The sequence below is a fragment of the Geobacillus sp. CX412 genome (assembly GCF_027942335.1).
GTDB lineage: Bacteria > Bacillota > Bacilli > Bacillales > Anoxybacillaceae > Parageobacillus_B > Parageobacillus_B toebii.
Map to the genome: position 1 here is coordinate 491,003 of NZ_CP103461.1, position 25,080 is coordinate 516,082.

Consider the following 25,080-nt stretch of genomic DNA (forward strand, 5'->3'; position numbering starts at 1 on the left):
GCGGACAAGCACCGCCCTTTATTTTGTTAACAATGGGTCAATCCCGTCATCAGGTGGGAAAACAGACGGATGCAACAAGGCGGCAAGTTTTTTTAGACCAAGCAAAAGCCGCGGAGAAGGACGGCAATATAACGATTCTTCGAGCAAGTAAATTCTCTCTGTAAGGATAGCGTCCACTTTCTCTGCATCAAGTCTATTTTTGACAGCATCTTTATTCATTTTTTTTGTCTGCACGCCAACCCAGACGAGGCAAATATGAGAAGGATTTCGCTTTATCACTTCATCCCAGTTGGTTTGCACGTTTGCTTGCTCGATATCGGCAAAAATATTCGTTGCCCCGGCTAGTTGGCTAATTTCTGTTAGCCAATTTGTTTTACCAGGTGTAAAAATCGGCCTTGGCCACCACTCCCAATACAGCCGCGCAGGATGCTTAATATTCGCGGACAGCTGGCGATATTTCTCTATAAACGAGTGATAGCGGCGAACGATGGCCTGTGCCGTTTCTTTTTGGCCAAGTGTTTCACCGAGACGGAGCAAATCATCTGCAATATCGTGCAATGAATTTGGCGCAAAAACGATGTGGGGAATGTTCCGTTTCTGCAGTTCTTGTACGTTTCGTTCCATACCTGGAACGCTTAAAGAAGCAAGCACTAAATCCGGTTTCATTGCTTCTACCTTTTCCATATCGATATTTAAGTCGGGACCGACTCTCGGGAGATGGCATACGGAAGATGGCCAATCGGAATGATTGTCTACGGCAATAAGGTGGTCGTGCATATCTAAATAAGCGAGCAATTCCGTGTTGCTTGGACAAAGCGAAATAAGTCTCATCGCACTTCTCCTTCCATTTGTCATTGGGGAACAATATGCTCCCTTCTTTTTTCATTCCACATGCGTATGCTGTTTCCTTGTGATATTTTGAAAAAAGGGGAGAAGATAAGATTGTCAACATTATCTACTGGAATTATGATGAGTTTGGAATGTCGAAATAGTCATTGTATTTCGATATAATGGAAAAAGAAACCGTATCGTAAGGAGAGATGATGAGATGTTTACCATTAAACAGCAGCTGTCCCTTGATACAACGCATGAAGTGCTAGTGGTTGGGATGTTTGAAAAAAATCAGCCGTTAGACGGAATTATTGCCGAATGTGATCGCCGCCTTGGCGGACAAGTATCGGTTTTGTTGAAAGAAGGGGATATTTCCGCCAAGAAAAAGCAAATTTCCAAAGTACATACTCTCAATCAAGCGGGAGTAAAACGACTTTATTTTGTCGGGTTAGGAAAAGAAGAAGCGTTGACATTTGATTTATTGCGAGAAGCGTTTGGCAAGCTGTTTAAAACATTAAAACAAGCAAAACGAACGGAAGCGGCAATCGCTTTAGATACGTTTGTCACAAAAGATATTGACGCGAATGATGCAGCACATGCGCTTTCGGAAGCTTATTACCTTGCGACATACGAATTTCCTGGATATAAACAAAAAAAGAATGAACCAGAAAAACGGATCGAATCCATTACGATTTACACAGAAGCGGACCAAGCAGAAATCGAAGCAAGCGTGTTTGTCGGTTCTGTATACGGAAAGGCAACGAATTCTGCGCGCACGTTGGTCAACACTCCAAGCAACTTATTAACTGCGGCAGATTTAGCGAATTATGCGGTGGAATTGGCAAACAAATATGAGTTTGAATGTGAAATTCTTGAAAAAGAAGATATCGAAAAGCTCGGAATGGGAGCGTTTCTCGCTGTGAACCAAGGCTCCAAAAATCCGCCAAAAATGATCGTCCTCAAATATCAAGGAAAAGAAACGTGGGAAAATGTCATCGGTCTTGTCGGAAAAGGAGTGACGTTTGATACTGGAGGCTACTCCCTTAAACCGCGCGAAAGCATGGTCGATATGAAAACAGATATGGCTGGTGCGGCGGCAGTGCTTGGCACGATGGAAATTATCGGGGAGCTTCGCCCAGAACAAAATGTTGTTGCTGTCATTCCGGCTACTGACAATATGATTAGCGGTGAAGCGTTTAAACCGGACGATGTGATTACATCGATGAGCGGAAAAACGATTGAAGTAAAAAATACCGATGCAGAAGGCCGTCTTATTTTAGCAGATGCCATTACATATGCGAAACATCATGGCGCCAGCTATTTAATTGATGTCGCGACGCTAACGGGCGGTGTCATTGTAGCGCTTGGCGTTCATACAACGGGTGCGATGACCAATAACGAAGCGTTATTTGAGCAAGTGTTAGAAGCGTCTGCGGAAACAGGGGAGTTTATTTGGCGCTTGCCAATTACGGAAAAGGATAAGGAACGTGTACGCAGCAGTAAAATTGCAGACCTTAATAATTCACCAGGACGAGAAGGACATGCGATTATGGGCGGTGCGTTTCTCGGTGAATTTGCGGAAGATACACCGTGGGTTCATCTTGATATTGCGGGAACATCCGTTACTTCGAAAGAGCATGATCTCGGACCGTCTGGAGCTACTGGGGTAATGGTTCGCACGCTTGCGACGTTGGTGGAGCGATTCGAATAAGAATAATATGAAAAACGAAGCCGACTTGTATGGCTTCGTTTTCTTTTTGGAATGATATACTTAAAAAATATTTATAAAATGTTAAGGTAATGTAAATTTAGTGTAAATTTTTTATATGTTCATTGTAAATTCGACATTTATTGCTAAAATAGAACACAGTGGCCAAATTTCCATACGTTAAATAAATGGGGGTTTTCATATGATTTTTTCACCAAAAAAAGATGTCTTTTTTGATTTATTATTTACGATTTCCGAAAATGTGAAAGAAGCGGCGCAATATTTTGTCGAGTATAAAATCCGTAATGTCAGCGATTTGAAAGAATTTGCGCGTGTGATGAAAGAATATGAGCGCAAGGGCGACTCCTATATTCATGAGCTTGTTGTCGAATTAAATAAAACGTTTATTACGCCAATTGAGCGCGAAGACATTCACCAATTAGCAATGAAGATGGACGATGTGTTAGATGGGCTAGAACAATGTTCCGCCCGCTTCGAAATGTTTTCATTTACGGAAATTGATGATCATATGGTGCAATTTTTTAATAATATTTATCAAAGCACGATTGAAATTGTTAATGCACTTAAACTGTTGTCTCATAAAAAGCTTCTCGATATGCGGACACATGCCATTAAAATTAAGGATTATGAGACAAAATGCGATGAAATTTTACGAGCTTCGATCAAAAATTTATTTGTAGAACAAAAGGATCCGGTTAAGATCATTCAATATAAAGAACTGTATGAAATGTTAGAAGAAATTGCGGATAGCTGCGAGGATGTGGCGAATACGATTGAAACAATCATCATGCGTAACGCATAAAAGGGGACGTTGTTTTTATGGATATGATATTTTTACTTACGGCTCTTATTGTCATTTTTGCGTTGGCATTTGATTTTATTAACGGGTTTCATGATACTGCCAATGCCATCGCAACATCAGTATCAACAAGAGCACTATCGCCACGACAAGCGATTATTTTAGCGGCGACAATGAACTTTATTGGCGCATTGACATTTACTGGGGTTGCAAAAACGATCACGAAAGATATTGTTGATCCATTCGCACTCGAGAACGGTTCCGTCGTCATTTTAGCGGCATTGACAGCAGCCATTGCGTGGAATTTAATTACGTGGTATTACGGAATTCCAAGCAGTTCTTCGCATGCGTTGATTGGTTCGGTTGCAGGCGCGGCGATTTCTGCAGCAGGGTTTGATATTTTGCATTATGAAGGATTTTTGAAAATTATGGAGTCTCTTGTGATTTCTCCTTTCCTTGCTTTGGGAGTCGGCTTTGTGATGATGACTCTATTCCGTTTCATATTTAAAAATGCCAATTTGTCACGCACGACAAAAGGGTTCCGTATGTTTCAGGTCGTGACAGCCTCGTTACAAGCATATACACACGGAACAAACGATGCCCAAAAAGCAATGGGGATTATCACAATGGCACTGATTGCCGCTGGCTATCATACGTCGACAGATATTCCGGAATGGGTTAGAATCTCTGCAGCGACGGCCATGGGGCTTGGAACCGCAGTAGGTGGATGGAAAATTATTAAAACGGTTGGGGGAAAAATTATGAAAATCCGCCCAATCAACGGGGCGGCGGCAGATTTATCGTCCGCTCTGATCATTTTTGGCGCCACCACGATTCACTTGCCTGTTAGTACGACCCATGTTATTTCTTCCGCAATCATGGGGGTTGGTGCGGCACAACGCGTTAAAGGCGTTAAATGGGGTGTGGCGCAGCGCATTGTATTAACATGGATTATTACGTTGCCTGTTTCTGCACTTATTGCTGGATTTGTCTATCAAATCTTTAGATTGTTTTTTTAAAAAACGTGCATGGATTCACATGCACGTTTTTTTATGAAAAGTTTTTATGGGAGCGCTACTCTATGCCACGCGTTGATGGTATGAGGCGGATTTACGGACAGACATATAAATTCGCGGTGAAAGGATGCCAGCGATTACGGATAAAATAATGTCTTTTGGAAGCGGGACGATCATCCAACTCCATGCCAAAGCATAGGAAAATCCTTTAGGCGCTTCCGCCCAAAATTTATAAGCGATATACATCCAGTTGGTGCCGATCAGATAGTTAATGGCCATACCAGCGAGCGTAGCAGCGATAAATCGAACAACGGACGGATTTCCCTTTCCCGTTCAATCATCCATCCTGTTACATAAGCAGCAAAAATGAACGATATAATAAATCCAAACGTTGGTCTGGCAACGCTGCCAAATCCTCCGCCAAACTGTGCAAACACAGGAGCGCCGAATAGCCCAATGAGCATATAAACAATCATTGCTACTGCTCCCAATCTTCGCCCTAAAATTGCGCCAGCAAGCACGCAAAAAAACGTTTGTAATGTAATCGGAACACCGCCGATAACTAGAAATGGCGCCCACGACGTAATATTTGCTCCAATTGCCATTAATGCTGCAAACATGCCGACTAATGTTAAGTCAATAGCTCGCCATTTTGGGCGTGTTTCTTTCATATGTAAACCCCATTTTATTTATCGGTTAACAAAATCGTACCGAACAATGTTTTTTATGTCAACTATAATATTTTTTCAGTATGCACATAACAAATCATCTCAATGGAGACTTTATACAGTAGAGGTGAAATACATGAATTTCAGCGACGAAGAACGTAAGATAAAACGGGCGAGCAAAATGGGTGCCAACGAGGATATCATTCATGTCAGCAAAAACGATGATGGATATGATTTGCGAGATGCAGGAGAATTGGGCGCGAAGCAACCGGTTGATGAAAACGGAAATGCTTAGAAAATTCTGGTGGTTAAAAATGAACAAAAGAGGCTTCCACCGCTAATGGTGCAAGCCAAATAAATAGATGAAATTCACGATGGTAGTGGGAATATATTCCAACGGAGCCCGATGACGAGTTGACAGCATGAAAATGAGCCTGCTGGAGGAGATAATGTGAAGCGAATCCCATCTGGGTTAAAATAAAGATCGACTTTCGATTTAATTCCGAGCGACTGGATCATCCGTTGGACTTCTTTCGTTTTTCCCTCTTGCGCTGCCGACATGACGCTGATGGCGAATGATTTGGAACTTGCTAACTTTTTTAGTATGACACTCGCGTCATTCATTAGCGTTTGTGCGGTTGTAGCTGATTGGGTGAACAAAGTTGGATTAACAGGCGGATACTGCCTTATCGGATAGGATAAGGGAAATGAGGCATAAAACATGGTGGTGTTCCCCCTTATTAGTGAATAATCTATATTACTATATGTGCATTGCGGGAGAACGGAATGAAAAATGGAAGAGTTTTTAATTTTTTGCCAACCTTAGAGCAATGAAATGGGAGTTGTTTCGTCAATTATAACATGGTTAAGAGAAAATCGCGTTGCTTCATGAAGGGGCAAAAAGGGGAAACGTGTATCGCTGTTGGACAACCCCCATTGGTTTAGTCAATGAGAGCAAGCTGAATTGAACAAAAAAACATTCAAATGTTATCATAAAATAAAACGCAATTCATTCATAAGGAAAAACGTAAATAATAGATATTCATGATAACGAACGACCATTTATGGAATGGGGAAAGATGAATGGTAGTGTATATCGACAACATGCAAGGTAGAATAGTAGTCAGAAGCACATTTCACTATTTCTTATAATTAAATAGGCATGATTAAATAGGCATGTTTGCTGCATTGGCCTCACTTCAAATAGTTAGCAAAAGGTTATTGTATATAAAATATGGCGATGAGGCAGCTAAAGTAATATAAGTTAGGAGGATTAAGCGGTGTCGATGTTGCATTGGGCAATTATATCTCCATTTTTATTAGCTATTTTTGTTCCGTTTCTGTATAAGTATGTTCGCCCTATTCATACCGGTTTGTTTATTTTGCCTTTGCCTATCATCTTATTTATCTACTTTATTCAGTATATTTCGATTACAGAGAAATATGGCACACAAATAGAAACCGTACCTTGGATTCCCTCTCTAGGATTGGATTTTACTGCTTATGTAGACGGGTTAGGTTTATTATTCGCACTCTTAATTACAGGAATTGGCTCCCTTGTTATTTTATATTCGGTTTATTATTTATCAAAAGAAAAAGAAAAGCTTCATCATTTTTATGTATATTTGCTTTTATTTATGGGAGCGATGCTCGGCGTCGTTCTTTCCGATAATTTAATGGTGCTGTATTTGTTTTGGGAATTAACTTCGCTTTCTTCTTTCTTATTAATTGGCTATTGGAATGAGCGTGAACGCTCCCGTTACGGGGCGCAGAAATCGATGTTGATTACGATTTTTGGCGGACTTGCCTTGCTTGGGGGCTTTTTGCTGCTGTCCGTCATGGAGGAACGTATAGCATACGCGAATTAGCTGCCCAATCTTCCGAGCTGGCAGGCCATTCGCTGTTTGTGCCGGCGTTATTGCTAATTTTGTTAGGGGCTTTTACAAAATCTGCGCAGTTTCCGTTTTATATTTGGCTTCCTGATGCCATGGAAGCGCCAACGCCAGTAAGTGCATACTTGCATTCCGCAACGATGGTGAAAGCAGGGATTTACTTAGTTGCGCGCTTAACGCCAATATTCGCCGTATCGCCGTTATGGATTTGGCTAGTTGGCGGAATAGGAATTTTGACACTGTTTTGGGCGTCGTTTCACGCTCCACGGCAGACGGATCTCAAAGGTATATTAGCGTATTCTACCGTTAGCCAGCTCGGCTTAATCATGTCGCTGCTTGGTGTTGGAGCGCTCTCGTTTCATTACGATACTATTGATGACAATATATATATAATCGCGACGGTGGCGGCAGTGTTCCATTTGATTAACCATGCGACGTTTAAAGGAAGCTTGTTTATGGTCGTAGGCATTGTTGACCATGAAACAGGGACGAGAGATGTTCGTCGTCTCGGCGGTTTAATGACGGTGATGCCAATCACATTTACAGTTGCGTTGATTGGTGCGCTATCGATGGCGGGAATGCCACCGTTTAATGGATTTTTAAGCAAAGAAATGTTTTTTACGGCAATGGTTCGGGTGCTGCAGGCGGACATTTTTTCGCTTGATACATGGGGAATTTTATTCCCGGTTATTGCATGGATTGCTAGCGTTTTTACGTTCTTGTACAGCTTTTTGTTACTCGGCAGAACGTTTTTCGGCTCCTATCAGCCTGAACAATTGCCGAAAAAACCGCACGAAGCGCCGTTAGGAATGCTTATTGCTCCGGTTGTTCTCGCGCTTCTCGTCATCGTATTTGGACTTTTCCCAAACATGTTGTCACATACGCTCATCGCTCCAGCTGCTGATGCGATTTTAACCGGTCCATTTCGCACGGAAGGATCGGCGCTACACATTAGCCACTGGCACGGATGGACCATTGAGCTATGGATGACGATTGGCGTTATTGTACTTGGGACAATGTTGTACAAGACATTTCCAAGATGGAAAAGTCTATATCAAAAATTTCCGAAGCGTCTTTCTCTTAATCATCTGTATGACCGTATGGTAGATGGAATGGAGAGAGGATCGTACACGTTAACCGAAAGCTATATGACAGGCTATATCCGTACTTACTTTGTGTATATTCTCTCCGCTTTCATTGCGTTGCTCGCTTTCTCCATCTTGGTGAAAGGAAAATGGCATATTTCAACTGATCATCTGGCACCAGTAGGGGCTCATGAACTTGTATTATCACTAATTATCATCGCTGGAACCATCACTACTGTCATGGCTAAATCACGTCTAACCGCCATTATTGCACTTGGTTCCGTCGGCTATACGGTCACTCTTTTCTTCGTATTGTTCCGTGCACCGGATTTAGCGTTGACGCAGTTAGTCATTGAAACGATTTCCGTCTCGCTATTTTTGCTTTGCTTTTATCACCTGCCACAGCTCAGCCGTCATGAAAAAGGGATTCGTTTTAGATTGGGAAATGCCCTCATTTCCATAGGGGTCGGAGTGATAGTTAGCTTGATCGCTTTACTTTCCTATAGCCAAAAAAATTTCGACACCATTGCCCAATATTATGTGGAAAATACGTATGAAAAAGCCGCGGGAAAAAATATGGTCAATGTCATTTTAGTTGATTTCCGGGGTTTTGATACGATGTTTGAAATATGTGTGCTCGGTATTGCAGCTTTGGGCATTTACGTGATGGTCAAACTACGAATGTCGAAAGGAGAGAAATAGTGAAAACGAACGACGTTATTTTGCGGACGTTGACCTGTGTCGTGACGTTTATTATCATCTTATTTTCCATTCATCTCTTTTTTGCGGGGCATTATCATCCAGGCGGAGGATTTATTGCTGGTCTAATGACTTCCGGCGCCATCGTGTTGTTGCTTTTGACGTTTGATATAAAGACAGTTCGATCAATGATTCCAGTTGATTATAAAATTTTAATCGGTGTTGGGCTTTTATTTGCTGTCGGTACGGGAATAGGGGGACTTGTTTTTAATGTCCCCTTTTTAACCCATGCTTACCATCACTTTCATCTCCCGCTGTTAGGCCAAACATCGCTGCATACCGCTGTTCTTTTCGACTTAGGCGTATATCTTGTCGTTATCGGAACTACGATGACCATTATTGAAACGATAGGAGAGAGCGATTAATGGAAATTGTCATGATTATTGTCATTGGCTGTTTGTTTGCCGGGGCTACTTATCTCATATTGAGTAAAAGTTTGCTCCGAATTATTATCGGAACCGGTTTACTAAGTCATGGAGCACATTTACTGTTGTTAACAATGGGGGGATTAAAGGCTGGGGCCCCGCCTCTATTAGAAGAACAGGCGAAACAATATGTGGATCCAATACCACAAGCGCTCATTTTGACAGCGATTGTGATCAGCTTTGGTGTAACTGCCTTTTTTCTAGTTCTCGCTTATCGTTCATATCAAGAGATTGGAACGGATAATATTGAAAAAATGAGGGGAAAGGAAGAAGATGATTAATTTACTGATATTGCCAATAATCATTCCATTAGTTACTGCTATTGTCCTAATTTTTTTCGCGAAGAATATTTCTGCTCAAAAAGCGATATCCGTTTTTGGAGCATTAGGAATGATATTCGCTAGCATCATGCTAGTACGCCGTGTTCATACGGAAGGAATACAAACGTTGGATATCGGAAACTGGCCTGCTCCATTCGGTATTACGCTTGTATCGGATATGCTGTCTGCCATGCTTGTATTGACGACAAGCATCATTGCGTTTGCCTGCTTGCTTTATTCTTTTGCCACCATTGGCCGCAGCCGCGAATCATTTTATTACTATTCGTTCTTCTATTTTTTGCTTGTTGGTATTAATGGTGCGTTTACAACCGGAGATATTTTTAACTTGTTTGTCTTTTACGAAGTGATGCTTATATCTTCGTATGTTCTTCTTGTATTGGGAGGAACGAAAATACAGTTGCGGGAAACGATTAAGTATATGCTCGTCAATGTTTTTTCATCCGCTCTATTCGTTATTGCTGTGGGATATTTATACGCTGTAACTGGAACGTTAAACATGGCCCACCTTTCTGTTCGTGTAGCCGAGGTGGAAAATCAGTCTATTTTAACGGTGATTGCTATTTTGTTCCTTATCGTTTTCGGGTTAAAAGGAGCGATTTTCCCGTTTTATTTCTGGCTTCCAGGGTCGTATTCCGCTCCGCCATCCGCTGTTTTGGCTCTTTTCGGCGGCCTTCTTACGAAAGTAGGAGTATATTCAATTTTACGTACATTTACTCTTATTTTTCATCATGATGTAGGTTATACGCACACTATTTTAGCATGGTTGTCCATTGGAACAATTGTTGTCGGAGTCATCGGGGCAATTGCTTATCGTGATTTGCGGCAAATCGTTATTTATAACATTATTGCGGCGGTCGGTGTCATGACGTTTGGGATTTCACTGATGACGAACGAAAGTTTGGAAGGTACTGTCTTTTATTTACTGCAAGATATGGTGATGAAAACAACGATGTTTTTGATTATTGGAGCGATTGCGTATGTTACGGGAACGAATCAGTTGAATCAATTTAGTGGATTAATGAAAACCTATCCGCTGTTAGGATGGATGGTGTTTCTTTCTGCTCTCGCGCTTGCAGGCATCCCGCCGTTCAGCGGCTTTATAGGAAAAACGCTTATTGTTCGCTCCAGTTTTGCTGACGGCCAGCTTCTTTCTGCTCTCGTTATTTTGCTGTCGAGTTTGTTCGTGCTCTATTCTATTATGAAAATTTTTGTTTATGGATGTTGGGGCGAACAAAAAGGATATGAAGCAAAAGAAATTCGCACACTTTATATTCCTATCGCTATGTTGCTAGGATTGACGGTTTTATATGGAGTCGGAATTGAATTTGTTCGTCCGTTCGTGTCACAAGCCATATCGGTGCTAGCGGATCCAGCGATTTATATCGAGTCGGTGTTAAAGGAGTAGAGACGAATGGCATTACAAATATTGCTGAATGTTTTATTAGCATTTGTCTGGATGTTTCTTTCCGCTTCGTTTAATGCTTCCACCTTCATTGTCGGGTACATTCTTGGTTTACTGATTATTTTCATGTTAAGAAGATATTTTCACTCTCGTTTCTATGTCATCCCTTTTCTTGTGATATGCAAGCTTATTCTTATCTTTTTGAAAGAACTGTTGTTGTCGAATATTGCTGTCCTAAAAGTGATATTAGCTCCGTCAATGAATATTCAACCGTGTATTTTCGCGCTGCCGCTTGAGGTAAAAAAAGACTGGGAAATCACGGTGCTATCTAACCTAATTACATTAACTCCCGGAACGCTCGTTGTAGATGTGTCAGAAGACCGTAATACGCTTTATGTCCACGCACTTGATGCTCCTAATGTCGAGGAGACGATTAAACAAATAAAAGAATCGTTTGAAAAGACGATTCTGGAGGTGAGCAAATGACGGTTATTTTTAATATTGCGCTTGTTATTTTGTCCATTGCCATGTTTTGTTTTCTTTATCGGGTTGTGAAAGGGCCGAGCGTTGCTGACCGAGTGATTGCACTTGATGCAATGGGAATTTGTTTGGCAGGAATTGTAGCGATTTTCTCCATCATATTAGAAACGAGTGCGTTTCTTGAAGTGATTTTGTTAATTGGTATTTTAGCTTTCCTTGGAACGGTGGCGTTCGCAAAATTTTTACAGAAAGGTGTGATCATCGAACGTGAAAGGGATTGCTGATGCAGTTGTTATTTTCTTCGTGGTTGTTGGTGCTATTTTAGTGTTAATTTCAGCTATCGGAGCGATTCGGCTGCCAGATGTGTATACAAGAAGCCATGCTATCAGTAAAAGCACCACACTTGGGATTATGTTTATTTTACTTGGCACGTGTTTTCATTTTTTCATCCAGGAAGGTCATTTTAATTCCCGTCTTTTATTAGCAATTGTCTTCATTTTTATGACCTCTCCAGTTGCAGCGCATTTTATCAGCCGTGCCGCTTATTATTCCGGGGTTGAACTATGGGAAAGAACCGTTCGGGACGATCTCCGCAATCAAAAGGAATAAAGGCGGCTCTCTCAATGGCAAGCGAATAGGCTTAATAAAGGCGCACTTGCACTGTTTCATCACAGGGGGCTGTAAAAAAGTCCCTTTTTTTCTTTTTGAAGAAATATCCGTTTCGTTGAAACGAATCAAGAAGAAGCCCTTTAATAAAAATCACTGAAGATAATAAACCTGTTCCGTTTAAGTACGAATAGGCTTGCTTGGAGTACAAATGCTTCATAAATTGCTAGAAGTAAGATTTGAATAGTAAATCGCTAGTTTATTCATCATAATTTTCCTACTTCCCCATTAATTATATAACTTATGCCCCACTTTTATATATCTCGTATATATCAGGCTTACGCCCTTTTTTATATTTTCTGAAAAATGGAAATAAAATATCGTTTCCCCGTGATATAATAGTAGTAACGATCGTTCGTTACTCTATGAAGCAAGAAAGGAGGGAAAAGGTATGTCCGCAGCACAACAATATTTATTCCTTGATTTTGAATTTACGATGCCAGAGACGAAGACGGAACCAAGACGATTTTTTCCGGAAATTATTGAAGTCGGGCTTGTCGTAGTTGTTGATGACCGAGTATGTGACCAATTTTCATCTTACGTGAAACCAATGCGATTTCCCGTGCTTACAGATCGGTGCAAATCATTTTTAAATATTACGCAAGAGCAAGTAGATCAAGGAATGAGTTTTCATGAACTAGTTGCGCTGTTGCATCAATACGATCGTTCGAGGCCAAGCACGGTGGTTACGTGGGGAAGCATGGATATGAAAGTGTTACGGGAAAACTGTATGAATGCTAATTTGCCATTTCCATTTACAGGAGAGCACCGCGATTTAGCGATGGAATATAAATTGTTTTTTGGCGACAAAAATCAGACGGGACTGCGAAAAGCGATCCAAGAATATGGAAATGAAGGAGTCGGGAAAGCGCATTGTGCTTTAGACGATGCTTTTACCACTTATAACATTTTCCGATTGGTGGAAAATGACAAAAAATATTTAGCAAAGACAAAGCCGCCAACGATTGGGGAACGGATTGATTTCACTCAGCTAAGAAAAAAGTTTGCTCTTTAAAGGTCGCTTTTTTGGCGGATTTTTCGCTTTGTTTATGATAATATAATAATTGATGTATCATTTTATGCGTGAGAGGTTGTCGAACGATGATCATTCCATATATATTAAACTGGACTTTTTTATATTTTCCTGAAGATAAACGAGAGTACATTCCAGCTGCCATCACATGTACGATTTTTCTTATTGCCGCAATTTTAACGATGCGGCTGATCATAAAAATTTCGAAACGTCAGGAAGAAAAGGCAAAGGAATTAGAAGAACAATTAAAGAAAGACAATATTGTTCATAATGAAAAATGATGGTTTAATTGTTTTCCCCTTTGGCAATACTATATGTAAAAAGGTGTTGCTGGAGGGGTTTTGTGTTTCAAAAGTTAGGTTTGTTACTGGCGGTGTTTTTATTTGCCGCCGGTTGTAAAAAGGAAAACGTGACGAATTTAGAAGTTAATATGATTAATAGTGCCGGTGATTCGATCGGTACGATAAAACTATCAGAACAAGCGAAAGGCGTTAAATTGAAACTGGATTTGGAGGGACTTCCGCCTGGTGAGCACGCGATTCACATTCATGAAAAAGGAGTTTGCAAAAAGCCGGACTTTCAATCGGCTGGAAGCCACTACAATCCAGATGGAAAGAAACATGGATTGCTTCATCCAGAAGGGGCTCATGCCGGGGACTTGCCTAATATTATCGTAAAAGAGGACGGAACGGTAAACGTGGAATTGACAGCGCCAAATGTGACGCTGAAAGAAGGACAGAAAGGTTCGCTGTTGACAAAAGACGGGACGGCGATTGTCATCCATGAAAGAAAAGATGATGGGATGACACAGCCGGCTGGAGATGCTGGTGGACGAATTGCATGTGGTGAAATTAAAAAATAGATAAAAAGGCTCTACCTTGTGTAAAGGAAAGAGCCTTTTCTTATTTTTTAAAATTTCGTTCGTTGTTCGAAGATGAAAGCTATTGCAACGCAACTGATAGGCGGAAAAGAGCATCTTCTAACGTTTTTCGCGGGCAAGCAACATTCATGCGAATAAATCCTCTCCCTTCTTCTCCGAATTTGCTTCCAAATTCTACAGCAATCTTCCCTTTCTCTAAAAGAAGCTGCCTTAGTTGTTGTTCTGTCACATCTAGTTGCCGGCAATCGATCCACACGAGATATGTCGCTTCAGGGCGAATGACACGAAGTTTTGGCAAGTTTGCTTCTATGTAAGAACATAAGTAATCAATATTTTCTTGTAAATATCGCAATAATGCATCGAGCCATTCCTGACCGTGCCGGTAAGCTGCTTCGGTGCCGGCAACCGCGAAGGTGTTGAGTGTAAAAAAGCCTTGCCGTTGTTGTACTTTGTTAAATTGCCGTTTTAATGTTTCGTTTGGAATAATCGCAGCGGCCGCTTGCAGTCCGGCAAGGTTAAATGTTTTCGTCGGAGCGATGCATGTGACGCTGTTTTCCGCAAATGCCGGATCAATCGAAGCGAACGGAACATGTCGGTGCGGCAGAAATGTCAAATCGGCGTGAATTTCGTCGGAAACGACGATGACGTTATGTTTGATGCATAATTCCCCTATTTTCGTTAATTCCTCATATGTCCAAACACGACCTCCAGGGTTATGAGGGCTGCATAACAGCAATAATTTGGCACCTTGAATTTTTTTCTCGAAATCTTCCCAATCGATTTCATAGCGGTTTTCTGCGAGTCGCAAAGGGCTTGTTACAAGCGTGCGCTGATGTTTTTTAACAAGCTGAAACAGCGGAGGATATACAGGCGTAAAGACGACGATGCGGTCATTTTGTTCCGTAAACGCTTCGATGGCATTGGCAATCTCCGGCACTACACCAGTAGAAAACGAAAGCCAGGATGGTTCAATCTCCCATTGATGCCGCAACTTGAGCCAATTCTTTATGGCGTCTTTTAGCGAATTGGGAATGACTGTATATCCGAAAATACCGTGTGCAATTCGTTCATGCAGCGCTTTTATGACGGCTTGAGGAGCTGGAAAATCCATATCCGCTACCCACAATGGCAGCACGTCTTTCGCTCCAAAACGCGCTCTGTATCATCCCATTTCAAGGAGTGGGTATTGCGGCGGTCGATGACATCGTCAAACGAATACATAAAATGCGTCCTCTCCCTTCTTTTTTTAAGGATTATCGCTTATAATTTTTGTATGCTCAACATTTTTGCTTGGAAGGTGTGGACAGACGATGGATGCGCAACAAATACAGAGCGTTTTTGTTCCATATTGTATGCTTCGTAATAAAGCTGAATATTATTTAACTGGATTGTTTGCGCACTTGGTTGCGATGTTGCCATCGTTCGCCACCTCTCATAATTTATTGTAGCATAGTTGTAGTATTTGCCATTTTTTCGTGCAAATTGATAGAATTTATGTGAAAATGTTTATCGGGGGGATGGAGAGTGAAACTGACCGAAAAAGAAATAGAAATTATCGAAATATTAGAAAAAGACGCGCGTATTCCGATCGAAACGCTGGCAAAAATGGTATCGTTATCCGTGGAAGAAACAGAAGCGATCATGAAAAAACTTGAGGAAATGAAAGTGATTGTGCAGTACGCGGCGCTTGTCGACTGGCGAAAAGTAGACGGACATGAAGGAGTTACGGCGATGATTGATGTCAAAGTAACGCCAAAACGAGGAGTAGGGTTTGATGAAGTGGCGGAGCGCATTTATCGTTTTCCAGAAGTAAAATCCGTTTATTTAATGTCAGGAGCGTATGATTTATCCGTTGTCATTGAAGGGCGTTCTATGTCGGAAGTGGCGCAATTCGTTTCTGAAAAATTATCAACGTTAGATTCCGTCATTTCGACGACGACTCATTTTATATTGAAAAATATAAACATGACGGTACGGTGTTTGACCAAGGAGATCAAGATCGTCGCATCGTGATGGCGCCATGATGCAACGAACGAAGAAATCCTATTTGTCGGAAACAGTCGCTCGTCTGAAGCCGTCAGGAATTCGCCGTTTTTTTGATCTTGCTTCCAGCATGGAAGGAGTTATTTCTCTAGGGGTGGGCGAGCCTGACTTTGTCACATCATGGAACATACGTGAAGCATGTATTTTGTCGCTTGAGCAAGGATATACATCATATACGGCAAACGCTGGACTTTTAGAGCTTCGTCAAGAAATTGCCGCTTATTTAGCCCGAAAATTCCATATTGAATACGATCCCGAAACAGAAATTCTTGTCACGGTCGGCGCAAGCCAAGCAATTGATTTAGCACTGCGGGCGACGGTGAATCCTGGGGATGAAGTGATCGTTGTTGAGCCTAGCTTTGTTGCTTATGAATCGCTTGTTACGTTGGCAGGAGGAGTGCCTGTTCCGGTAGAAACAAATGGGGATGACCATTTCAAGCTTCGTGCAGATCAAATCGAGCGGGTTATTACCGATCGAACAAAAGCGCTCATCATCTGTTCACCAAACAATCCGACAGGGACGGTGCTCCATAAAGAAGAGCTAGAAGCAATTGCGCAAATCGCAAAAAAACATGATTTGCTTATTATTTCGGACGAAATTTATGCAGAGCTGACGTATGACGATTCATACATAAGCTTTGCGGCGGTAGATGGAATGCGGGAGCGGACCATTTTGATTTCTGGTTTTTCGAAAGGATTTGCCATGACGGGCTGGAGGCTTGGATTTACCGCGGCGCCTGCGGAAATTTTACAAGCGATGTTAAAAATTCATCAATATGCGATGATGTGTGCGCCGACGATGGTGCAATACGGTGCGATTGAAGCGTTAAGAAACGGAGAGCAAGATGTCGAATATATGAGAAAAAGCTATCGTCGCCGCCGCAACTATTTTGTGCAATCGTTAAATGAAATTGGGCTTAGCTGTCATATGCCTGGCGGAGCGTTTTATGCATTTCCGTCTATTCAATCGACTGGGCTGACATCCGAACAATTTGCAGAGAAATTGTTGTTGGAGGAAAAAGTTGCGGTCGTACCTGGAAACGTATTTGGCGCAAGCGGGGAAGGATATATTCGCTGTTCTTACGCTTCCTCAATGGAACAGCTGCAAGAAGCGATCAAACGAATGAAACGCTTTTTAGATCGATTGTAGCCATGGATGTTCTGCCATTCCATCATTGGGATGGCAGAACATATTTTTTCTATTGGACAAAAATTATGTTATAATATAAAAACACATATTCAATTAGGAAAATAGGAGTGTTTTGTTTGTCTCATATTGAAGTAGGGAGTATCGTGAAAGGAAAGGTTACTGGCATTCAACCGTACGGCGTCTTTGTGGAACTAGACGAAGAGACGCAAGGACTTGTTCACATTTCGGAAATTTCTCATGAGTTTGTCAAAAACATTAAAGATTACGTCAATGTTGGTGATGAAATAATCGTAAAAGTATTGTCCATCGATCCACAAACAAAAACGGGTCAGCCTGTCCATGAGAGCGGTGGAAGAAAGACAAGGAAAAAGGAGAAAACGGCACGTGAAAGTGAAAATGTCGTTAAACCCAGGGTTTAACACATTAAAGGAAAAGCTGCAAGAATGGATCGAACAATCGAAAAAAGAAGACCTATCCAAGTAAAACACCCACCCTTTTACAAGGTGAGTGTTTTACTTTTTTATGTCCGGGAAGTTTTTGGTTCTGTGCGCCCTAGCTCTTCTGCAGGCTTAAAGAGAAGCGCAAGGTTAATGAGTCCGGCAATACCAATGAGTCCATAAATAATGCGTGATAATGCGGAATCTTGCCCGCCGAATATAGCTGCTACTAAATCAAATTGAAAAAAACCGATTAATCCCCAGTTAATAGCGCCGATAATCGTAAGGAATAGTGCAATACGCTGGAGTGCGCTCATCGGTAAATTCCTCCTTAAAATTTTTCAATCGTTCGCTTATAGAATGCATAATACTCACGGAAAATATGCATAGTTTGTGAAAAAAATTAATTACTTTACATCCAAAGGAAGCAGCCTCCATAATAGAAGCAAAGGAGGGATGGATACATATGCAAAATTTTACTTTTCGAAACCCGACGAAGTTGATTTTTGGAAAGGGGCAAATTGAGCAGCTGAAAGAGGAAATACCTCGTTATGGAAAAAAGATACTGCTTGTCTATGGCGGCGGCAGCATTAAACGGAACGGATTGTATGATGAAGTCATTCGTCTATTGAATGAGTTGAACGTGGAAGTAACAGAACTTCCAGGTGTGGAGCCGAATCCGCGCTTGTCAACGGTACGAAAAGGTGTGGAAATTTGTAAAAAAGAAGGAATCGAGTTTTTGCTTGCCGTTGGCGGGGGAAGTGTGATTGACTGTACGAAAGCGATTGCTGCGGGTGCGAAATATGATGGCGATCCGTGGGATTTCATCACAAAGAAAGTAAAGGTTTCAGAAGCGCTTCCGTTTGGAACTGTATTGACGCTTGCGGCAACCGGTTCGGAAATGAATTCTGGTTCGGTGATTACGAACTGGGAGACGAAAGAAAAATATGGTTGGAGCAGCCCGGCAACGTTCCCGCAATTTTCGATTCTTGATCCGACATATACGCTAACCGTTCCAAAGGATCATACGGTTTACGGAATCGTCGATATGATGTCCCATGTGCTGGAACAATATTTCCATCATACAACGAATACTCCGCTTCAAGACCGGATGTGTGAAGCGGTATTGCGCACAGTAATGGAAGCGGCGCCGAAACTAGTCAACGACTTACAAAATTATGAGCTGCGGGAAACGATTTTATACTGCGGCACCATTGCCCTCAATGGCTTTTTACAAATGGGAGTGCGCGGCGACTGGGCGACACATAACATTGAACATGCCGTTTCGGCTGTTTATGATATTCCGCACGCTGGGGGGCTTGCGATTTTATTCCCGAACTGGATGAAACATGTGCTTGATGAAAATGTTAGCCGGTTTGCACAATTAGCCGTTCGCGTTTTTGGTGTAAATCCAGAAGGAAAATCGGAGCGGGACACAGCGTTAGAAGGAATTGAAAAACTGCGCGAATTTTGGTCGAGCATCGGAGCGCCATCACGGCTTGCGGATTACGGAATTGGTGAAGAAAGTTTGGAATTAATTGCCGATAAGGCGATGGCGAATGGTGAGTTTGGAAAGTTCAAAGAATTAAATCGAGACGATGTGCTTGCGATTTTACGTGCATCATTGTAATTGGGAAAAGAGGCAGCAACGGCTGCCTCTTTTATTTTGTTTATGGCCATGAAATGTTCAAAATGAATTCGTTTACACTATAGGGTGTGACTTGATTCCTTCTGATTGTTTCGTTAAAGTGTAAAAAGGGAAAACATTTTTGTTTGGAGGATCGAGCGTATGACACATATTCGTTTCGACTATTCAAAAGCATTATCGTTCTTTGGTGAACATGAGCTTACATATTTGCGCGATGCGGTGAAAGTTGCTCACCATTCCCTTCACGAAAAAACCGGAGTGGGCAATGATTTTTTGGGCTGGCTTGATTTGCCGGTGAATTATGACAAAGAAGAATTTTCCCGCATTCAAAAAGCGGCCGCAAAAATTCAAGCGGATTCTGACGTATTATTAGTCATCGGAATCGGTGGTTCATATTTAGGAGCGCGTGCAGCGATCGAAATGCTTCATCATTCGTTTTATAATGCGCTTCCGAAAGAAAAACGAAATACGCCGCAAATCATTTTCGTCGGCAACAACATTAGTTCGACATACATGAAAGAAGTAATGGACTTACTTGAAGGAAAAGATTTCTCGATTAACGTTATTTCTAAATCGGGAACAACGACAGAACCAGCTATTGCGTTCCGTATTTTCCGTAAGCTTTTGGAAGAAAAATACGGGAAAGAAGAAGCGCGCAAACGTATTTATGCGACAACAGACCGGGCGCGCGGCGCATTAAAAACACTTGCGACGGCGGAAGGATATGAAACGTTTATCATTCCGGACGATGTCGGCGGCCGTTATTCTGTATTAACGGCGGTAGGGCTTCTTCCGATCGCAGTAAGCGGCGCAAACATCGAAGAAATGATGAAAGGGGCGGCGCAAGCGCGCGAAGACTTTAGCAGCTCAGAACTCGAAGAAAACGCTGCTTATCAATATGCGGCGATTCGGAACATTTTATATAACAAAGGAAAAACGATTGAACTGCTCATTAACTATGAACCTGCGCTGCAATATTTTGCGGAATGGTGGAAACAGCTGTTTGGCGAAAGTGAAGGGAAAGATCAAAAAGGGATTTTCCCTGCATCGGCCAACTTCTCGACTGACCTTCATTCATTAGGGCAATATATCCAAGAAGGACGCCGCGATTTGTTTGAAACGGTATTGAAAGTCGAAAAACCGCGCCATGATTTAGTTATTGAAGCAGAAGAAAACGATTTAGATGGACTGAACTATTTGGCAGGAAAAACGGTTGATTTTGTCAATACGAAGGCGTTTGAAGGAACGCTTCTTGCCCATACGGATGGCGGAGTGCCGAATTTAGTGATTACCCTTCCGGAACTAAATGAATATACGTTTGGCTATCTCGTCTATTTCTTTGAAAAAGCGTGTGCGATGAGCGGTTACTTGTTAGGGGTAAATCCATTTGACCAGCCAGGGGTAGAAGCGTATAAAGTCAACATGTTTGCGCTTTTAGGCAAACCTGGATATGAAGAGAAAAAAGCAGAACTTGAAAAGCGATTAAAATAATAAGAAGGGCTTTCCTTATGGAGAGCCCTTTTTTCATGGCATAAATAATCGTTTTGGAAATATGAAGTTGTAATTCCTCTTTATTCTAGTTTTTTGCGCTTTATTTTGGCAATCGGGAGCAATAATACAAGAAATACACGGTGTCATTAAGTAGTGTTTTCCATACATGAACTTGCTTCTCTAACGCACATTAATAAATGCTCGAAAAGAAAATTTTTTCGAGCGCAAGGGAAATCCGAAAAGAGGAGTGTACAGATCATGAACCGTCTATTTAATTTTGGGAGTAATAGAGGAATGTGGAATCAGTTATTGCGCTTAACAGGACGCCGAAGCAATAACAACGCCATATGGACTATATTGGGGCTGGGAATTGCCGCAGCTGCTTTCAGCATGAGAAGGAGACGCAACGCTTATTATATGACGCCAAATCCGATTCAGCGGGCGATGCGTGGCATAAACAGCTTTATGAATCAAAGAAGAATGCCAAATTTAGCGACCATGGAATTTTCTAAAGAAATAGCGGAAAAGCCAAAAAGCCTTCCAATGAATAGCCACTCCCAACAACAAAAATAACTTGGCGCGGTTCGTCATCCTCCTGATGTTTTATAATACCTCTGATGTGATCTCTTCTGTGCAGACAGCGGCAAAAACAACTGCGCTGTCGAACAGTTTACAGAAATACCATGATATAGCCGCTGATCAACAACAGCCCTTCCCGCAAACGGAAGGGCTGTTGATTTTTTGTTTTTAGCATTTTGCAGATTAGCGGTCGATGACATTGGCAATCGGGAAACATTATTTTCGAAGGGATGAGTAGAATGAAATTTTTTTAAATTATCGCTAAATAGGGAAAAATAGATGAAAAAGGAGGGTGTTTGCGATGATTGAAATTCCTTCACGATTAGAAGGAAAGACGTTTCCGTTATATAAGCTGGAGCAGTTGTTAAAACCGCTTGGTTATACGATTGGTGGAAATTGGGATTATGATCATGGTTCGTTCGATTATAAAATTGACGATGAAGCAGGATATCAATTTTTGCGCGTTCCGTTTGAAGCAATTGACGGGCAGCTCGATTCCCATGGAACAACCGTCAAGCTCGGCAGGCCATTTTTATTGTCCCATAAGTATCAAATAGGGATTGATGACCACGCCGATGGCGGCAATCTTGGCGCAGCTTTTAACCAATTTGCGGAGCCGCAAGACCCTGATGCGACGTTTCCGGAAAAATATATTGACATTGGAAAAGCGCTTGTCAAAGATTTAGAAAGCCAACTGCTTGATTAAGTCATGATCACGAACAAACGGTCTCCCTTTTCGATCAAAAAATGTGGAGAAGGATTTATATATCCTTCTTCTCCCCTCATTATACCGATTAAAATTATTTGTTTGTCTAATAATATTTGGCTGATTTCAAAAAATGTTTTTCCGATGAATAATCCTTCCGCATCGATAAGCTGTAGTTTTCTATTATGAAGTTGATGAAGCAACTCTTCCGTCGCTTTCGATACCCCTGGCGACTGAAGGCTGTTTGCCATCGCAAAGCTTGACAGCAAATTGGTCTGAATGACTTCATCGGCGCCAGCCCGCTTTGCGTTATTCACTTGCTGTTCTGTTAAAATTTCAACGATTGCATATATACAAGGATTAAGTCCTTTGGCCGCCAACAATGTTAAAATCGAATCTTTATCTGCTTCTGCTTCATTTTTATGCTGATCGGCTGTAATTAAAATCATTTGCGCTTCGGCAATGTTCGCTTTATGAAGCACATCATCGTAACTGGCATTTCCTTTAATAAAATGAACATTTTTATAGGAAACCGGAAGTTCCTGTAAAGTCGCATCGATAATCACGCATCGAAGCGATGAGTGATATTTCGTTAATTTTGCTATTACCTCGCGCGCCCGTTCATTCCAACCGACAATGATGATATGCCCTTTCTGCATGTAACGTAGCTGCCCGCTCGATAACATAGACTCTTTTGCCGCAGCGGCTGCGGATAATGTAGCGAAATAAGTGGTGATGACTCCCGTTCCTAACAAAATGAGGGAAATGGCGACGATTTTCCCGGCAAACGTCTTCGGCACCATATCGCCATAACCGATCGTCGCGGTTGTCACAATGGCCCACCATATTCCATCGAATACATTGCGAAATGTGGATGGTTCAACGAAATGAATCAATGTTCCGAAAAAGACGATCATTATACTTCCAACTAACAACAATCGTACCAAAACAGGAAGGCGTAAATACGATATTAGTACATCCCAGTTTTTCATTGGTTTCCTCCAAATATAGATCGTTTTACATAGCTAGTCTTTACCGTTTTGCACATTTTTTTGCATAAAAATTCCTCCCTGTTTCATACTACATCATGATAATTACAACAAGGAGTATGTCATTTTGAACGATAATTATGGTATTCTTTTCTGTAGAGGAATATTATTCCATAAGGTGGAGATACGATGATTCGAAATGCAAACAGAGAAGATTTACCAGCAATCGTTCAGATATACAATGAAACGATTCCGACAAGAATGGTAACAGCAGATCTCGAACCAGTGACTGTTGAGAGCAGGGAAGCATGGTTTTTCGCGCACGATCCGCATACGCGCCCGATCTGGGTTGTGGAGCTGGACGGTCATGTGTGCGCATGGCTTAGTTTTCAGTCGTTTTATGGGCGGCCGGCATATCGTCATACAGCGGAAATTAGCATTTATATTTCCGAGGCATATCGGGGAAGAGGAATTGGCACACAGCTTCTTCAAAAAGCGATTGAGGAAGCGCCTAGTTTGGAGATAAAAACCCTTTTAGGGTTTATTTTTGCGCATAATGAGCCAAGCTTGCGGCTTTTTGCCCGCTTTGGCTTTGAAACATGGGGGCATCTCCCGAAGGTTGCGGAGCTAGAAGGGATCGAACGGGATTTGATCATTGTTGGCAAAAGAATTGTATAGAATACGGTGGGATTGGACAATTGTAATAAAGAAATACACCGTAGAAAGAGGGAAATGTATGGATGTGATGCCGGTTCGCTTATTTACGATTCAAGACGGGGAAGGATTTGTCGCTGATGCGTTTCAATGTCCGGTAACAGGCAATTTAATTTATAAGTCATCAGGAACCCCTTCGGTGATTGCTTATAACGACTTGACGGAAGAGCAAATAGAGAGGTTAGAGAAATATGGCTTTAAGCGGCTAAATGGCGCTTCTTTCTCCACAGCGGCTCATTTGTCCGAGCAGTCGGTGATTGAAGAGTTGCTGCCGGAGCAGTAACAGGTCCCGGTAGTCATTATAAAACAAAAGGAGCTAGTTGTTAGCTCCTTTTGTTCGTTCGGGGCGGGATGCTGCATATAGCCGTATCATATTATTTGCGGGCGAAAGCGTAAATAATGATAATCGCAACTGCGCCAATGAGCAAGTAAAGGAATGAATTTGTTTTGTCGGACTCTGCATCGTGCTGTTTTTGCTGGTCATCGTGCTGCGCTTCATTTTCTTGTGCCGGTGAGTTTGGTGCGGGTGTTGTTTTTTTGCTTTCCGTTTTTTCTTCCGCTGTTTGCTGCTGACGGGAGGAATCAGGTTTTTGCGCGGATGAACGGCCATACATTCCCGCGCCGTTTCGTTTCGCCTCCGCCATGGCGTCGCGGATTCGACCTTCGTATTTATAATCCCCGTAATCGTAAAAGTCTTCGACCAGTCCTGCTTTGGTCACTTCTTCCTGAAGCAATTTGTCTCCTACCCACACCCAAGCGAGCAAGCGATGATACTTATCAAACAGCGTGCTGCCGTCAGTTTCCAATGTGATGTTTCCTTGTTTTAAGAGGGAACAAGTAAATCGGCTTGCTTCCTTTCCATACGGCTCGACTTCGATTGTACTTTCCGGCGTATCGATGAATAGAAAGCGGGTTGTATATTCGCGGCCATTGACGATAAACTTTGCTGTATCTCCATCAATGCACTCTACTAATGTTGCAGGATATTTTTTTCCTAATCGCAATGTGGCCGATGAACTTGATTTCGTTGCAGGGACTCCGCCCAGCGTATGCCCTTCTAGGTCAATTTTATCCACCGTCAGCTGTCGGGTGCACTTGGCGTTGCTATTGTATTTTTTGACTAATTGGACAAGCTCTGCTTTATTTTTGGCCTGCATGGCAAGCGCTGTCGGTTCATGCAGCAAGTATACGCAGTCTGAATTGCGGAAATGTCCGCCTAGTTCGTCAAGAGTTCCTGGATGGGCGAAACTGCTGGTTGGAAAAAAGAGAATGAATAAAGCTGCTGCCAGCAAATTTGCTAATTTTCTCATCTGCTTA

26 protein-coding genes and 5 pseudogenes are annotated in these 25,080 nt (G+C 41.9%); 23 read left to right on the forward strand and 8 right to left on the reverse strand.

The features are described 5' to 3' along the window. Positions 1–18: 18 nt before the first annotated feature. Positions 19–831, reverse strand: coding sequence for a cobalamin-binding protein (locus NXM86_RS02465; protein ID WP_498958587.1), 813 nt, complete (start codon positions 829–831; stop codon positions 19–21). Positions 832–1,048: 217 nt separating this feature from the next. Between NXM86_RS02465 and NXM86_RS02470 the strand changes: the two genes are divergently transcribed. From NXM86_RS02470 to NXM86_RS02480, 3 genes are all read left to right on the forward strand, one after another. Next, positions 1,049–2,542 (forward strand): leucyl aminopeptidase, encoded by a 1,494-nt coding sequence (locus tag NXM86_RS02470; protein ID WP_498958588.1) that lies wholly within the window; start codon positions 1,049–1,051, stop codon positions 2,540–2,542. 199 nt (positions 2,543–2,741) lie between these two features. After that, on the forward strand, positions 2,742–3,362 hold the full coding sequence (locus tag NXM86_RS02475) for a DUF47 domain-containing protein (RefSeq protein WP_498958589.1): 621 nt from the start codon (positions 2,742–2,744) through the stop codon (positions 3,360–3,362). A 17-nt stretch (positions 3,363–3,379) separates the two neighbouring features. Next, entirely contained in the window at positions 3,380–4,378 is a 999-nt protein-coding gene (locus NXM86_RS02480; protein ID WP_498958590.1) for an inorganic phosphate transporter, read from the forward strand. Positions 4,379–4,438: 60 nt separating this feature from the next. On the opposite strand, the pseudogene NXM86_RS02485 reads toward NXM86_RS02480, so the two are convergent. Beyond that, positions 4,439–5,046 (reverse strand): annotated as a pseudogene (locus NXM86_RS02485) (biotin transporter BioY). 133 nt (positions 5,047–5,179) lie between these two features. On the opposite strand from NXM86_RS02485, the gene NXM86_RS02490 reads away from it, so the two are divergent. Continuing rightward, entirely contained in the window at positions 5,180–5,338 is a 159-nt protein-coding gene (locus tag NXM86_RS02490; protein ID WP_190305556.1) for a hypothetical protein, read from the forward strand. Between the two features lie 74 nt (positions 5,339–5,412). Here the strand turns inward: NXM86_RS02490 and NXM86_RS02495 are convergent, their stop codons facing one another. Next, entirely contained in the window at positions 5,413–5,766 is a 354-nt protein-coding gene (locus NXM86_RS02495; RefSeq protein ID WP_375216973.1) for a YuzC family spore coat inner layer protein, read from the reverse strand. 745 nt (positions 5,767–6,511) lie between these two features. On the opposite strand from NXM86_RS02495, the pseudogene NXM86_RS02500 reads away from it, so the two are divergent. The 10 genes and pseudogenes from NXM86_RS02500 to NXM86_RS02545 form a co-directional block, all read left to right on the forward strand. Continuing rightward, positions 6,512–8,719, forward strand: a pseudogene (locus NXM86_RS02500) (proton-conducting transporter transmembrane domain-containing protein); the annotation flags it as partial. 2 nt (positions 8,720–8,721) lie between these two features. Continuing rightward, entirely contained in the window at positions 8,722–9,144 is a 423-nt protein-coding gene (locus NXM86_RS02505; RefSeq protein WP_062755851.1) for a Na(+)/H(+) antiporter subunit B, read from the forward strand. Then, positions 9,144–9,485, forward strand: a complete 342-nt coding sequence (locus tag NXM86_RS02510; protein ID WP_015864947.1) for a Na(+)/H(+) antiporter subunit C — start codon at positions 9,144–9,146, stop codon at positions 9,483–9,485. The genes NXM86_RS02505 and NXM86_RS02510 overlap by 1 nt, the downstream gene beginning before the upstream one ends. After that, positions 9,478–10,950, forward strand: coding sequence for a Na+/H+ antiporter subunit D (locus NXM86_RS02515; protein WP_062755853.1), 1,473 nt, complete (start codon positions 9,478–9,480; stop codon positions 10,948–10,950). The genes NXM86_RS02510 and NXM86_RS02515 overlap by 8 nt, the downstream gene beginning before the upstream one ends. Before the next feature lie 6 nt (positions 10,951–10,956). After that, complete coding sequence (locus tag NXM86_RS02520) at positions 10,957–11,433, forward strand: Na+/H+ antiporter subunit E (protein ID WP_081189121.1); 477 nt, start codon at positions 10,957–10,959, stop codon at positions 11,431–11,433. Beyond that, a complete protein-coding gene (locus NXM86_RS02525) occupies positions 11,430–11,711 on the forward strand; it encodes a Na(+)/H(+) antiporter subunit F1 (RefSeq protein ID WP_328268540.1) in 282 nt (93 codons plus the stop codon). Before NXM86_RS02520 ends, NXM86_RS02525 begins: the two co-directional genes overlap by 4 nt. Further along, a complete protein-coding gene (mnhG, locus tag NXM86_RS02530; protein ID WP_015864943.1) occupies positions 11,695–12,036 on the forward strand; it encodes a monovalent cation/H(+) antiporter subunit G in 342 nt (113 codons plus the stop codon). The genes NXM86_RS02525 and mnhG overlap by 17 nt, the downstream gene beginning before the upstream one ends. A 448-nt stretch (positions 12,037–12,484) precedes the next feature. After that, the gene (gene kapD / locus NXM86_RS02535; protein ID WP_062755860.1) at positions 12,485–13,108 is read left to right on the forward strand and encodes a 3'-5' exonuclease KapD; all 624 of its coding nucleotides are present in this window, start codon (positions 12,485–12,487) and stop codon (positions 13,106–13,108) included. Between the two features lie 86 nt (positions 13,109–13,194). Continuing rightward, a complete protein-coding gene (locus tag NXM86_RS02540; protein ID WP_015864941.1) occupies positions 13,195–13,407 on the forward strand; it encodes a hypothetical protein in 213 nt (70 codons plus the stop codon). 62 nt (positions 13,408–13,469) lie between these two features. Further along, positions 13,470–13,988 carry a superoxide dismutase family protein gene (locus NXM86_RS02545; RefSeq protein ID WP_015864940.1) on the forward strand — a complete coding sequence of 173 codons (519 nt, stop codon included), beginning with the start codon at positions 13,470–13,472 and terminating at the stop codon, positions 13,986–13,988. Between the two features lie 79 nt (positions 13,989–14,067). Here NXM86_RS02545 and NXM86_RS02550 read toward each other — a convergent pair. Together NXM86_RS02550 and NXM86_RS02555 are read right to left on the reverse strand one after the other, a co-directional pair. Further along, a pseudogene (locus NXM86_RS02550) lies at positions 14,068–15,227 on the reverse strand (MalY/PatB family protein). Between the two features lie 39 nt (positions 15,228–15,266). Next, complete coding sequence (locus NXM86_RS02555; protein ID WP_015864938.1) at positions 15,267–15,425, reverse strand: hypothetical protein; 159 nt, start codon at positions 15,423–15,425, stop codon at positions 15,267–15,269. A 105-nt stretch (positions 15,426–15,530) separates the two neighbouring features. Here NXM86_RS02555 and NXM86_RS02560 point away from each other — a divergent pair. From NXM86_RS02560 to yugI, 3 genes and pseudogenes are all read left to right on the forward strand, one after another. Continuing rightward, a pseudogene (locus NXM86_RS02560) lies at positions 15,531–16,030 on the forward strand (Lrp/AsnC family transcriptional regulator). Continuing rightward, entirely contained in the window at positions 16,030–17,199 is a 1,170-nt protein-coding gene (locus tag NXM86_RS02565; protein ID WP_374720353.1) for an aminotransferase, read from the forward strand. Before NXM86_RS02560 ends, NXM86_RS02565 begins: the two are co-directional and overlap by 1 nt. A 116-nt stretch (positions 17,200–17,315) precedes the next feature. After that, positions 17,316–17,682 (forward strand): annotated as a pseudogene (yugI, locus tag NXM86_RS02570) (S1 domain-containing post-transcriptional regulator GSP13). A 37-nt stretch (positions 17,683–17,719) separates the two neighbouring features. Here yugI and NXM86_RS02575 read toward each other — a convergent pair. Continuing rightward, the gene (locus NXM86_RS02575; protein WP_081189119.1) at positions 17,720–17,953 is read right to left on the reverse strand and encodes a DUF378 domain-containing protein; all 234 of its coding nucleotides are present in this window, start codon (positions 17,951–17,953) and stop codon (positions 17,720–17,722) included. Positions 17,954–18,102: 149 nt separating this feature from the next. Between NXM86_RS02575 and NXM86_RS02580 the strand changes: the two genes are divergently transcribed. The 4 genes from NXM86_RS02580 (at position 18,103) to NXM86_RS02595 (ending at position 22,060) form a co-directional block, all read left to right on the forward strand. Beyond that, a complete protein-coding gene (locus tag NXM86_RS02580; RefSeq protein ID WP_015864933.1) occupies positions 18,103–19,266 on the forward strand; it encodes an iron-containing alcohol dehydrogenase in 1,164 nt (387 codons plus the stop codon). 159 nt (positions 19,267–19,425) lie between these two features. Beyond that, positions 19,426–20,775 carry a glucose-6-phosphate isomerase gene (locus NXM86_RS02585; RefSeq protein WP_081189117.1) on the forward strand — a complete coding sequence of 450 codons (1,350 nt, stop codon included), beginning with the start codon at positions 19,426–19,428 and terminating at the stop codon, positions 20,773–20,775. 294 nt (positions 20,776–21,069) lie between these two features. Next, positions 21,070–21,348 carry a hypothetical protein gene (locus tag NXM86_RS02590; protein ID WP_223812214.1) on the forward strand — a complete coding sequence of 93 codons (279 nt, stop codon included), beginning with the start codon at positions 21,070–21,072 and terminating at the stop codon, positions 21,346–21,348. A gap of 307 nt (positions 21,349–21,655) precedes the next feature. Further along, on the forward strand, positions 21,656–22,060 hold the full coding sequence (locus tag NXM86_RS02595; protein ID WP_062677756.1) for a YugN-like family protein: 405 nt from the start codon (positions 21,656–21,658) through the stop codon (positions 22,058–22,060). On the opposite strand, the gene NXM86_RS02600 is transcribed toward NXM86_RS02595, so the two are convergent. Beyond that, positions 22,057–23,052 (reverse strand): potassium channel family protein, encoded by a 996-nt coding sequence (locus NXM86_RS02600; protein ID WP_015864929.1) that lies wholly within the window; start codon positions 23,050–23,052, stop codon positions 22,057–22,059. The two genes, NXM86_RS02595 and NXM86_RS02600, sit on opposite strands and share 4 nt — an antisense overlap. Positions 23,053–23,238: 186 nt before the next feature. On the opposite strand from NXM86_RS02600, the gene NXM86_RS02605 reads away from it, so the two are divergent. Together NXM86_RS02605 and NXM86_RS02610 are read left to right on the forward strand one after the other, a co-directional pair. Then, positions 23,239–23,727, forward strand: a complete 489-nt coding sequence (locus NXM86_RS02605; protein WP_089098054.1) for a GNAT family N-acetyltransferase — start codon at positions 23,239–23,241, stop codon at positions 23,725–23,727. A gap of 58 nt (positions 23,728–23,785) precedes the next feature. Further along, positions 23,786–24,046 (forward strand): hypothetical protein, encoded by a 261-nt coding sequence (locus NXM86_RS02610; protein WP_015864926.1) that lies wholly within the window; start codon positions 23,786–23,788, stop codon positions 24,044–24,046. A gap of 91 nt (positions 24,047–24,137) precedes the next feature. On the opposite strand, the gene NXM86_RS02615 is transcribed toward NXM86_RS02610, so the two are convergent. Beyond that, positions 24,138–25,073 (reverse strand): thermonuclease family protein, encoded by a 936-nt coding sequence (locus NXM86_RS02615; protein ID WP_015864925.1) that lies wholly within the window; start codon positions 25,071–25,073, stop codon positions 24,138–24,140. Positions 25,074–25,080 lie beyond the last annotated feature (7 nt).

What these genes read in the sequence shown, in the direction of transcription:
- NXM86_RS02565 (WP_374720353.1), top strand. Translation starts at nt 16,030, where the DNA reads ATGCAACGAACGAAGAAATCCTATTTGTCGGAAACAGTCGCTCGTCTG.
- NXM86_RS02465 (WP_498958587.1), bottom strand. Translation starts at nt 831, where the DNA reads ATGAGACTTATTTCGCTTTGTCCAAGCAACACGGAATTGCTCGCTTAT.
- NXM86_RS02590 (WP_223812214.1), top strand. Translation starts at nt 21,070, where the DNA reads ATGTGGAATCAGTTATTGCGCTTAACAGGACGCCGAAGCAATAACAAC.
- NXM86_RS02470 (WP_498958588.1), top strand. Translation starts at nt 1,049, where the DNA reads ATGTTTACCATTAAACAGCAGCTGTCCCTTGATACAACGCATGAAGTG.
- NXM86_RS02490 (WP_190305556.1), top strand. Translation starts at nt 5,180, where the DNA reads ATGAATTTCAGCGACGAAGAACGTAAGATAAAACGGGCGAGCAAAATG.
- NXM86_RS02615 (WP_015864925.1), bottom strand. Translation starts at nt 25,073, where the DNA reads ATGAGAAAATTAGCAAATTTGCTGGCAGCAGCTTTATTCATTCTCTTT.
- NXM86_RS02595 (WP_062677756.1), top strand. Translation starts at nt 21,656, where the DNA reads ATGATTGAAATTCCTTCACGATTAGAAGGAAAGACGTTTCCGTTATAT.
- NXM86_RS02515 (WP_062755853.1), top strand. Translation starts at nt 9,478, where the DNA reads ATGATTAATTTACTGATATTGCCAATAATCATTCCATTAGTTACTGCT.
- NXM86_RS02510 (WP_015864947.1), top strand. Translation starts at nt 9,144, where the DNA reads ATGGAAATTGTCATGATTATTGTCATTGGCTGTTTGTTTGCCGGGGCT.
- NXM86_RS02520 (WP_081189121.1), top strand. Translation starts at nt 10,957, where the DNA reads ATGGCATTACAAATATTGCTGAATGTTTTATTAGCATTTGTCTGGATG.
- NXM86_RS02480 (WP_498958590.1), top strand. Translation starts at nt 3,380, where the DNA reads ATGGATATGATATTTTTACTTACGGCTCTTATTGTCATTTTTGCGTTG.
- NXM86_RS02495 (WP_375216973.1), bottom strand. Translation starts at nt 5,766, where the DNA reads ATGTTTTATGCCTCATTTCCCTTATCCTATCCGATAAGGCAGTATCCG.
- NXM86_RS02600 (WP_015864929.1), bottom strand. Translation starts at nt 23,052, where the DNA reads ATGAAAAACTGGGATGTACTAATATCGTATTTACGCCTTCCTGTTTTG.
- NXM86_RS02610 (WP_015864926.1), top strand. Translation starts at nt 23,786, where the DNA reads ATGGATGTGATGCCGGTTCGCTTATTTACGATTCAAGACGGGGAAGGA.
- NXM86_RS02475 (WP_498958589.1), top strand. Translation starts at nt 2,742, where the DNA reads ATGATTTTTTCACCAAAAAAAGATGTCTTTTTTGATTTATTATTTACG.
- NXM86_RS02555 (WP_015864938.1), bottom strand. Translation starts at nt 15,425, where the DNA reads ATGGCAACATCGCAACCAAGTGCGCAAACAATCCAGTTAAATAATATT.
- kapD (WP_062755860.1), top strand. Translation starts at nt 12,485, where the DNA reads ATGTCCGCAGCACAACAATATTTATTCCTTGATTTTGAATTTACGATG.
- NXM86_RS02525 (WP_328268540.1), top strand. Translation starts at nt 11,430, where the DNA reads ATGACGGTTATTTTTAATATTGCGCTTGTTATTTTGTCCATTGCCATG.
- NXM86_RS02585 (WP_081189117.1), top strand. Translation starts at nt 19,426, where the DNA reads ATGACACATATTCGTTTCGACTATTCAAAAGCATTATCGTTCTTTGGT.
- NXM86_RS02575 (WP_081189119.1), bottom strand. Translation starts at nt 17,953, where the DNA reads ATGAGCGCACTCCAGCGTATTGCACTATTCCTTACGATTATCGGCGCT.
- NXM86_RS02580 (WP_015864933.1), top strand. Translation starts at nt 18,103, where the DNA reads ATGCAAAATTTTACTTTTCGAAACCCGACGAAGTTGATTTTTGGAAAG.
- NXM86_RS02605 (WP_089098054.1), top strand. Translation starts at nt 23,239, where the DNA reads ATGATTCGAAATGCAAACAGAGAAGATTTACCAGCAATCGTTCAGATA.
- NXM86_RS02540 (WP_015864941.1), top strand. Translation starts at nt 13,195, where the DNA reads ATGATCATTCCATATATATTAAACTGGACTTTTTTATATTTTCCTGAA.